Origin of the sequence: Kocuria sp. NPDC057446 (assembly GCF_042802875.1) — a bacterium.
In the GTDB taxonomy this organism is placed as follows: domain Bacteria; phylum Actinomycetota; class Actinomycetes; order Actinomycetales; family Micrococcaceae; genus Kocuria.
Window position 1 is genome coordinate 1 of sequence record NZ_JBHVDI010000158.1, and the last position, 9,146, is coordinate 9,146.

At 72.4% G+C, this 9,146-nt stretch carries 8 protein-coding genes and 1 rRNA gene; 4 read left to right on the forward strand and 5 right to left on the reverse strand.

Annotated features, from left to right (window positions below):
* Positions 1-45: 45 nt before the first annotated feature.
* Positions 46-249, reverse strand: a complete 204-nt coding sequence (locus ACFU0Y_RS15290; RefSeq protein ID WP_380215381.1) for a hypothetical protein — start codon at positions 247-249, stop codon at positions 46-48.
* Positions 250-356: 107 nt separating this feature from the next.
* Positions 357-1,178, reverse strand: coding sequence for a MurR/RpiR family transcriptional regulator (locus ACFU0Y_RS15295; protein WP_380215382.1), 822 nt, complete (start codon positions 1,176-1,178; stop codon positions 357-359).
* Positions 1,179-1,330: 152 nt separating this feature from the next.
* Between ACFU0Y_RS15295 and ACFU0Y_RS15300 the strand changes: the two genes are divergently transcribed.
* Positions 1,331-2,533 carry a DUF4032 domain-containing protein gene (locus tag ACFU0Y_RS15300; RefSeq protein ID WP_380215383.1) on the forward strand — a complete coding sequence of 401 codons (1,203 nt, stop codon included), beginning with the start codon at positions 1,331-1,333 and terminating at the stop codon, positions 2,531-2,533.
* Positions 2,534-2,555: 22 nt separating this feature from the next.
* Here the strand turns inward: ACFU0Y_RS15300 and ACFU0Y_RS15305 are convergent, their stop codons facing one another.
* Positions 2,556-3,131 carry a TetR/AcrR family transcriptional regulator gene (locus ACFU0Y_RS15305; protein WP_380215384.1) on the reverse strand — a complete coding sequence of 192 codons (576 nt, stop codon included), beginning with the start codon at positions 3,129-3,131 and terminating at the stop codon, positions 2,556-2,558.
* A 36-nt stretch (positions 3,132-3,167) separates the two neighbouring features.
* Entirely contained in the window at positions 3,168-5,426 is a 2,259-nt protein-coding gene (locus ACFU0Y_RS15310) for an HAD-IB family hydrolase (RefSeq protein ID WP_380215385.1), read from the reverse strand.
* A 146-nt stretch (positions 5,427-5,572) separates the two neighbouring features.
* Between ACFU0Y_RS15310 and ACFU0Y_RS15315 the strand changes: the two genes are divergently transcribed.
* Genes ACFU0Y_RS15315 through ACFU0Y_RS15325 form a run of 3 tightly spaced genes read left to right on the forward strand, consistent with a single transcriptional unit; the run spans position 5,573 to position 8,864 of the window.
* Positions 5,573-6,361 carry an SDR family NAD(P)-dependent oxidoreductase gene (locus ACFU0Y_RS15315; protein ID WP_380215386.1) on the forward strand — a complete coding sequence of 263 codons (789 nt, stop codon included), beginning with the start codon at positions 5,573-5,575 and terminating at the stop codon, positions 6,359-6,361.
* Complete coding sequence (locus ACFU0Y_RS15320) at positions 6,358-7,155, forward strand: lysophospholipid acyltransferase family protein (RefSeq protein ID WP_380215387.1); 798 nt, start codon at positions 6,358-6,360, stop codon at positions 7,153-7,155. Before ACFU0Y_RS15315 ends, ACFU0Y_RS15320 begins: the two co-directional genes overlap by 4 nt.
* A 35-nt stretch (positions 7,156-7,190) precedes the next feature.
* Positions 7,191-8,864: an FAD-binding oxidoreductase gene (locus ACFU0Y_RS15325; RefSeq protein ID WP_380215388.1), complete on the forward strand. Its 1,674-nt coding sequence runs from the start codon at positions 7,191-7,193 to the stop codon at positions 8,862-8,864.
* A gap of 195 nt (positions 8,865-9,059) precedes the next feature.
* On the opposite strand, the gene rrf is transcribed toward ACFU0Y_RS15325, so the two are convergent.
* Positions 9,060-9,146: ribosomal RNA gene (rrf, locus tag ACFU0Y_RS15330) — 5S ribosomal RNA — on the reverse strand; the annotation flags it as partial.

The following is a 9,146-nucleotide window of genomic DNA, read 5'->3' on the forward strand; positions in this document are numbered from 1 at the left end:
GCCCTCCCCCGCGGGGGAGGGCGCCGTGACGTGCGCGGGGGCCGGTCAGTCCCCGGCGGGGTGCTCGGCGAGGATCTGCTCGACGAGCTCGGGGTCGGCGCCCCGGACGTCCCAGTTCCCGGTGCGGTCGTGGTAGGCCCGTGCTGCCGCCGTCACGTTGTAGCGACTCGCGTCGCGCGGCGGGTCGGAGTGCTCGAGCACGTGGAGGAGATGCGTCTCGGCCTCGGCGAGTGCCTGGGGATCATGCACAGCGTGTTCCTCTCGGTACGGACCGGGCCGCTTGCGGCTCCGATCGATCAGCCAACTGACGAATTCTAGCCGACGGTCCTGCGCGGCACACCGGGGCACGTCCCTGCTCAGCGCAGATCCAGCTCGTCGAGCTCCTCGTAGAGCTCCGCCGTACGCTCCACCCGCCGCCGGCCCTCCGGACCGGCGGCGGTCAGCACGCCGTCGGCGAGCACGGAGACGAGGCTCATGGCCGCCGCGTAGGAGTCGAACGGCCCCACGCCGTCGAGGGGGCACTCGATCCACAGGTCCACGGCGGACGCGTGACGCCGGGCCGTGCTGTCGGCGACGAGGACGGTCCGCGCCCCGGTGGCCGTGCAGACCTCCACCAGCTGTTCGAAGCCGCGGGGGCGCCGCCGGAAGCCCAGCAGGACGACGACGTCGCCCTCGCCCACGTCCACGAGCTCCTCCCCGAGGGTCTGGCCCGGCAGGGGGGCGAGCCGGACCCGGTCCCGGGCCTGCTGGAGCTGCTGCCTGAGGTGCAGGGCGACCGGGTAGCTGTTGCGCAGACCGACGAGCAGGACCGTGCGCGCCTCCGCGAGCGCGCGAACGGCCTGGGCCGGCCGTTCCTCCCCCGCCGGGCCCAGCACCTTGCGCAGGTTCTTGAGCTCCTGCTCCAGGTGCCCGCCGAGCTCCGGACCGGCGTCCGGGCCGAGGGGCACGCCCTGCTGGCGCAGGGTCCGGGCCGTCTCCCGGAGCTCGGTGAAGGACTCGAAGCCGAGGTGCCGGTACAGCCGGGAGAGGGTGGCGCGGGAGACGCCGCTCATCTGCGCGAGCTCCGCCGAGCTGTACAGGGCGAGGTCGTCCAAGTGGTCCAGGATCAGGTCGGCGGCCCGCTGCTCCTGGGGCGAGAGCCCGGCGTAGTGCGCGTGGATGCGCTGTTCGATCGACACCCTCACCACCCTAGCGACCGCCGGGAGCGAGCGCGGGAGGGCCCGCGGCGCCGCCCCGGTTGCTAGCATGGCCCGGTATGAAGGGTTCCCTGGCCCCACACTTCCCCCACGCGCCCCAGGACGGCCCCGCCCCCGGCGGACGGTCCGGGAGCGTGTCCATCCAGACGGCCTTCCCGGACCCCGCGCTCCTGGAGCTGCCGTGGGACACTCCCCTCGAGCAGTGGCCGGAGGACGTCCTCGCCGCCCTGCCCCGCGGCATCTCCCGGCACGTCGTGCGCTTCGCCCACGTCGGTGAGAAGGTCGTCGCCGTCAAGGAGACCGTCCCTCACTACGCCCGGCACGAGTACGCCACTCTCCGCCGGCTGCAGCGCATGGGCATCCCGTCCGTCGTGCCGGACTCCGTGGTCACGGACCGGTACACGCCCGAGGGCGAGCCCCTGCCGGCGGCCCTGGTGACGGACCACCTGAGCTTCTCCCTGCCGTACCGGGCGATCTTCTCCGCCGGCCCCAGCGCCGCCACGGTCGAGCGGCTCGTGGACGCGCTGGCCTCGCTCATCGTGCAGCTGCACCTCTCGGGGTTCTACTGGGGCGACGTCTCGCTCTCGAACACGCTGTTCCGCCGGGACGCCGGCGCGTTCGCCGCGTACCTCGTGGACGCGGAGACGGGTGAGATCCACCCGGAGCTCACCCGCGGCCAGCGCGGGTACGACATCGAGCTGGCCCGCACGAACGTCGCCGGGGAGATCATGGACCTGCTCGCCGGGGCCGTCGAGGAGGGGCACGACATCGCGGACGTGGTGGACCCCTTCGAGGTCTCCGACCGGTTGGTGGCGACCTACGAGTTCCTGTGGCGCGAGCTGACGGTCGAGGAGACCTTCAGCATGGACGAGCGCTGGCGCGTGGTGGAGCGGGTGCGCCGCCTCAACCAGCTCGGCTTCGACGTGGAGGAGGCCTCCATGGACACGGTCGACGGGCGGATCCGGCTGCGTCCGCAGGTCGTGGAGCCCGGCCACCACACCCGCCGGCTGCAGCGGCTCACCGGTCTGCACGCCCACGAGAACCAGGCCCGAAGGCTGGTGACGGACATCGCGCAGCTGGGACAGGACCTCTATCCCGGGCTGCCGGAGGAGCTCGTGGCCCAGCTCTGGATGCGCGAGGTCTTCTCCCCGATCATGGAGGCGGTCACCCCGCCGATGCGCCGCAAGCTCGAGCCGGCCGAGATCGTGCACGAGGTGCTCGAGCACCGGTGGTTCCTCTCCGAGCGCGCCGGCAAGGACGTGGCGACGCACACGGCGGTCGAGGACTACGTGGCCTCGGAGCTGGCCCAGCGCCCGGACGAGCGCGAGGTCTTCTGAGCCGGGAGCCGGTCGCGCCCGCTCAGGGCCGGTGCGCCTCGAGCACTCCGGTCAGTGTCCGGTGCACCCGCCGGGGCCAGTCCTCGCCCAGGCTGCCGTACCGCGCCACGTGGGAGTAGGCGGAGCCCAGCACGAAGTCCAGGACGACGTCGACGTCGAGGTCCGGGCTCAGCCGACCCGCCGCGGTCTCCGCCGCGAAGAGCTCCTTGAGCCGCTCCACGCGCGGCCGGACCAGGTGGGCCCGCAGGATCCGGGAGGTCTCCGAGTCCGGGTCGGTGAGCAGCGAGACCGCCACCCCGATGCCCATGTCGTGCAGCAGGAAGTCCAGTGCCTCGGCGAGGCCCGCGTCCCAGCTCGCCGGGGCGCTCGGCCGCTGCGGCGGCCAGGTGGCCACCGCGTCCTCGAGAGCCGCCTCGAGCATCTCCAGGCTGTTCGCGTAGCGGCGGTAGATCGACGTCTTGGCCACGCCGGAGGCCGCCGAGACCGCCTCGATGCTCACCCGCTGCGGACCGCCCTCCCGCAGGAGGGCGAGCGCCGCCGCGGTGATCTTCTTGTCGGTGGTGACGGTCCGCGGATCGGTCCGGTCGTCGTCGCCCATCGGTGCCCTCCTGTCCGCCGCCCGCCGCCGGAGCGGTCAGGCGGTCTTCCAGTCCTCGATCGGCCAGTGGTTCTTCCGGGCCAGCCGGTACAGGGGCAGGTCGGGGTTGACGGTGTACGGGTGACCCATGAGCAGCAGCCAGCTGGCGTCCGCGTGCGAGTCGCCGTAGCCGTAGGAGCGGGTGAGGTCGTAGCCGCCCTGCTCGGCGTACGTCTTGAGCCACTGGGCCCTCGCCTCGTCGACCAGGGGCGGGGCGGCGAGGTAGCCGGTCATCACGCCGTCGCGCTCGTCCATCCGGCCCGCCACGACCTCGTCGAAGAGGTGGGCGATCGGCTCCACGAGCAGGTCGATGGACCCGGTGACCAGCACCGTGCGGTGCCCCGCGGCGCGGTGCTCCTCGATCCGGGCCAGGGCCCCGGGGCGCAGGAGACGCCGCATGTCCTGGCCGAGCGCCCCGGCCACCTGCTCCCGCACGGTCCCGGCGGGCACCCCCTGGTAGCGGCGCATGAACGCCCGGATGAACTCCCCGCGGTCCCGCTTCTCGGCCTTCAGGTAGGTCGGGGCGCTCGAGACGAGGTCGGCGACCTCGGCGGGCCACTTCGCCAGGTGCAGCGTCCGGCGGCGCAGCTGCAGGTACTGGTGGATGACCGTGGAGTTCAGGACGGTGCCCTCGAGGTCGAAGACCGCGAGGACGTCCGTGCCCTCGCTGAGACCCCGCCTGGCCGCGCTGCGCCGCCGGGACGCGGAGCGGAGCCGGCCGTAGGCCTTGGTCATCGTGGTCAGGGCCGGCATGTGCACGTTCTGCCAGTAGTCGTTCCAGTCGATGGACCGGACGTCGAAGGTGCGGTCCTCGGGCGTGTCGGCCGGCAGGGAGCTGTTGAGCTGGCGGGTGCGGGCGTCGTCGAAGATCATCTCGGTGCGGGTGTAGGCCTGGTACAGGTCCATGTAGGTCCGCAGGGAGCCCAGGGAGGACTGCGCGCGGTGCAGCGTGGTCGCCCACTCCCGGGTCCGGGCCGTCGCCGGGAGCACCGTGGTGAGCTTCCCGCCCGCGGCCGTGAGCCTCTCCTTGACCGCCAGCGAGCGCTCCACGGCGTTGTTCGCGGGGAACCTCCATTCGGGCACCCTGATGGGATTGCCGTCGTCGTCCTGGAGCGGGTTCGCGAGGAAGAACGTCCGGATGTACTCGTACATCCGGTGCACCGGCAGAGGGTTGGAGGCGCCCGAGCACACCTGGTAGTAGCCGGTCACCGGGGCCGGGTCGCGCTCGGGGGTGATCTTCCCGGACGGTGTCCGGTGGCCGCCGACGGCCAGCGCCACGATCGCATTGACCACGAAGTCGACCGGGACGACGTCGAGCACCGAGTCCGGCAGCCCCGGGAACTCCGGCAGCGCGCCCTTGCCGTAGGCCATGATCAGGGGATCGGCCACCTTGTAGCCGTCGATCCACCCGGGGTACGGGTGGCGGAGCGCGGACTCGATGATGGAGGGACGCACCACGGAGAGGCGGTGGCCTCCGTCAGCCCACTTCTGCTCGGCGACGCGCTCGCCCAGGGCCTTCGTGAAGGTGTAGATGTCGGTCCAGCCCAGGGACTGCGCCCGGGTGCGCCCGTAGTCGACGAGGCGGGTGCGGACCCAGTCCTCGCGCGCGGCCTCGGCGGCCCGGGCCACCGACTTGGGCCCCTCCTTGCCGTGCTGAGCCGTGGCGGCGTCGATGACGGCCTGCAGCCGCTCCGGGGTGCGGGAGGCCATCTCGGCCTCGTCGCGCGCCCGCTGGGCCGCCTCGAACTCGGCGACCCAGTCGACGTCGTGGTCCACGGCCGCCTCGGGGCGCAGCCCCTTGGCGATGCCGCCGACGTAGCAGGTGGAGACGTGGATGACGTGCGGGTCCTGCCCGGACGCCAGGAGCGCGTCGTAGAGACCGGTGGCGCCGCCGACGTTCGTGTTGAAGGCCTCGTGGATGGGCGGGTCGAAGGACACGGTCGACGCCGAGTGGATGACGACGTCGAACGGCTCCGTGATGCCCGCGAGCGCCGAGAGGTCGCCCTCGAGCACCGCGGTGCGCTCCGCGAAGACCCGCTCGGCCTCGGCGCCGCCCAGACCCTCCCGCCAGGTGCGGAAGATCGGCTTGCGCAGCAGCTGCCGCAGCCGCTGCTCACCGCTGATGCTGCCCCGAGGGCGGACGACGGCGGTGATGTGCACACCCTCGTGGTCGGACAGCAGCCGTTCGAGCACCGCCTGCCCCAGGAAGCCGGTGGCTCCCGTCAGCAGGACGCGCGTGGTGGGGGTCTCGGTCAACGGTGTTCCTCCGGTGGTGTGCTGGTCGGCCGTCGGTGCGGAGCGGGCGGGGGGATGCGGCGGCACCGCCCGGCGGGCGCCGACGGCCCCCCGCGAGCGGACCGCACCCGGCTGCGCTACGGCTACCGTAGTGTAGCCTAGATCTCATGCTTACCGCTCTCGTCACCGGGGGGACGTCCGGCATCGGCGCCGCGTTCGCCGAGGCCCTGGCCCGCCGGGGAAATGCACTCGTTCTCGTGGCCCGCGATGCGGACCGCCTCGAACAGACGGCCGCCAGGCTGCGCTCGGAGCACGGCGTGCCGGTCGAGGTCCTCCCTGCGGACCTCTCCGACCGCACCGACGTGGACCGCGTCGCCGCCCGGGTCGAGGACCCCGAGCGGCCCGTGGACGTGCTCGTGAACAACGCCGGCTTCTCCGTGAAGACCCGCTTCGCCGACCCGGACACCGGGGCGCACGACCGCGCGTTCGAGGTCATGTGCCGGGCCGTGCTGGTGCTCTCCTCGGCGGCGGCGCGGGCGATGACGGCGCGCGGCTCCGGCTGGATCATCAACGTCTCCTCGACCGCCGGCCTGGTCACGATGGGCTCGTACTCGGCGATCAAGGCGTACACGACCGCGTTCACCGAGGCCCTGGCCGTCGAGCTCGGCGGCACCGGCGTGCACGTCACGGCGCTGCTGCCCGGCTGGGTGCGCACGGAGTTCCACGAGCGCGCCGGCATCAGCGGCACCTCGATCCCGTCCTTCATGTGGCTCAGCCCCGAGCGCGTGGTCGAGGAGGCCCTCGACGACGTCGCGCGCGGCAGAGTGCTCTCGATGCCCACCAGGCGCTACCGGCTCCTCGGCTTCGCCCTGCGCCACCTGCCGCGCTCCGCGGTGCGGTGGATCTCCGGTCTGGTCGCCTCGGCGCGCCAGAAGGAACGGGCGGCCGGCTCGTGACCCGCCGCGATCCCCACGAGCCCGTCCCGGTCCAGCGCACCATCGACGGCGGCAGCAGCGAGCCCTCCCCCGGATCCTCTGCCGAGCCCGCACCCGAGGCCCCGCCCGCGTCCTCCGCGCACCTGAGTCCCGAGCGCTTCCGCAACCCGCGGCGCCGCCTCGCCCGCCGGATCGCGCAGCGGGTCTTCCTGCAGGGCCTCGCGTACCGCACGATCCGCCGGACCGTGGTGACGCACCCCGCGGCCGAGGCCCTCGACGGCGCGTGCATCGTGGTGGCCAACCACTCGAGCCACCTCGACGCGCCCCTGGTCCTGGGCTCGGTGCCCCGGCGCATCTGCCGCGACCTGGCGACCGGAGTGGCCGCGGACTACTTCTTCACCGCCCCGCACAAGCGCATGTTCACCGAGCTGATCTTCAACGCCTTCCCGGTGGACCGGACCGGGACCGGGGCGAACCGGGGGCTGTCCAAGCAGCTCCTGAAGGCCGGCGTCCCGCTGCTGATCTTCCCCGAGGGCACCCGGTCCCGCACGGGGAAGATGGGGTCCTTCAAGATCGGTGCGGCCGGCCTGGCCAAGGCCGTGGGGGTGCCGGTGGTCCCCGTCGCACTGATCGGGGCCTACGAGGCGATGCCCCGCGGCACGCGCTGGCCCCGCCGCGGCCGCCCCCGGGTGGTGGTCGCCGTCGGCGAGCCGCTGGTCGCCCGGGAGAAGGAGCCCACCTCCTCGTTCAACGACCGCATCGAGGCCTCGGTGCGCGCGCTCTACGCCGAGCACCGTCCGCGCATCGGCGCCTGAACCCCACCCCCGATAACCAGGAGAGTACTGCGCAGATGGCACACGTGAAGCACATGAAGTGGTGGGGGTGGGGCGAGGAAGGCGTGCACTTCGAGTACGCGAACAAGCCCGCCTTCGCCCCGTTCGTCAAGAACGCCCTGGACGTGGACCTGCGGCCCCGGCAGCGCGACACCATCGACTTCGCCACGGTGAGCGTGCCCGCCTCCCGCGCCGAGGCGTCCCTGCTGGACGCGCTGGGCGCCATCACCGGCCCCGAGCACCTGACCCTCGACGACGAGCTGCGGATCGTGCACTGGGCCGGGAAGTCCGTCACCGAGCTGCTGCTCACCCGGGCGGGCGAGTTCGCCCGCGTGCCGGATGCGGTCGTGTACCCCGGTACGGAGGACGAGGTCGCCCGGATCCTGCGGCTCGCGGTGGAGCGCGATCTCGTGGTCATCCCCTTCGGCGGGGGCACCAGCATCTCCAGGAGTCTCCAGCCGGACCCGCGCGAAGAACGAACCATCGTTTCCCTGGACCTCGGGCGGATGAACCAGGTGCTCTCGCTCGACGAGACCTCGGGCCTGGCCACCATCCAGGCCGGCGTCCTGGGCCCGGACATGGAGGAGCAGCTCAACGCCCGCGGCTGGACGCTCGGCCACTTCCCCGACTCCTTCACGCACTCGACCCTCGGCGGATGGGCCGCCACGCGCTCCTCCGGGATGCAGTCCGACAAGTACGGGGACATCGCCGACATCGTGCGCGGCCTGCGGGTGGTGCGCCCCGGGGGCACCGTGGTGCTTCGCCCGCTGCCCTCGACCTCCACCGGGCCGAGCCTGCGGGAGATGATCATCGGCTCCGAGGGGCGGCTGGGCGTCATCACCCAGCTGGACGTGCACGTGCACCGCCTCGCGGAGCACCGCGAGGTCATCGCGTACATGTTCCCCACGTGGCAGCAGGCACTCGTCGCGATGCGCGAGATCGCGCGCTCCGGCGTGAGCACCACCTTCGCCCGCGTGTCCGACGCCCACGAGACCGCCTTCTCCCTGTCGACCCAGAAGGCCCCGGCCACGCTCAAGAAGAAGCTCTCGGCCAAGGGCCAGGACGTGCTGTGGGAGATCATGCGCCGCCGCGGCTGGGACACCGACGCCATGTGCATCGCCTACGTGTGCTTCGAGGGGAGCAGAGCGGAGGTCGAGCGCCGGAAGAGGACGGTGGCCGGCATCGTCAAGAAGCAGGGCGCCCTCGTGCTCGGCGCGGGGCCCGGCGCGCTCTACGACCAGAAGAAGTTCGACACCCCCTACCTGAGGGACTTCCTGCTCGAGCAGAACACCATCGGCGACGTCTCCGAGACCGCCGCACCGTGGTCCAAGCTCACCACCGTCCACCAGGCGGTCTACGACGCCGCGCAGGGGGCCTTCGACGCGCAGGGCAAGACCGGGTGGATCATGTCCCACATGTCCCACTCGTACCACGCCGGAGCCTGCCTCTACTTCACTTTCGGGTACGAGCTCGGCGAGGACCCGCACGGCGAGTACGCCGTCATCAAGGGCGCGATCCAGCAGGCGTTCATCGACGCCGGCGGCACGCTGTCCCACCACCACGGGGTCGGGCTCGAGCACAGCCCCTGGATGGAGCAGGACGTCTCCCCCGAAGGCGTGCAGCTCATGCGCAGCCTCTTCGCCGCCGCGGACCCGGGGAACCACTTCAATCCCGGCAAGATCGTCGCCTGAGCTCCTCCGCCCCGCAACCCCAACAGGCCCCCACCGTGTCCGGTGGGGGCCTGTTCTCGTGCGAGGCCTGCGCCGCCCGTGCAGGTGCCGGTCCTCGTGCCGGCTCCCCTGTGGGGTGGTGGTTTCCAGGGGGGGTGTTAAATGCGGGGAGCCCCCGCACCGTGTGGTGCGGGGGCTCGACCCTGTTGTGGTGTGGTCCGGCGGTGTCCTACTCTCCCACACCCTTCCGGGTGCAGTACCATCGGCGCTGTGGGTCTTAGCTTCCGGGTTCGGGATGGGACC

Bases quoted from the DNA above. Each gene is read 5' to 3' on its own strand.
- ACFU0Y_RS15305 (WP_380215384.1), bottom strand. From the start codon at position 3,131: ATGGGCGACGACGACCGGACCGATCCGCGGACCGTCACCACCGACAAG.
- ACFU0Y_RS15315 (WP_380215386.1), top strand. From the start codon at position 5,573: ATGCTTACCGCTCTCGTCACCGGGGGGACGTCCGGCATCGGCGCCGCG.
- ACFU0Y_RS15325 (WP_380215388.1), top strand. From the start codon at position 7,191: ATGGCACACGTGAAGCACATGAAGTGGTGGGGGTGGGGCGAGGAAGGC.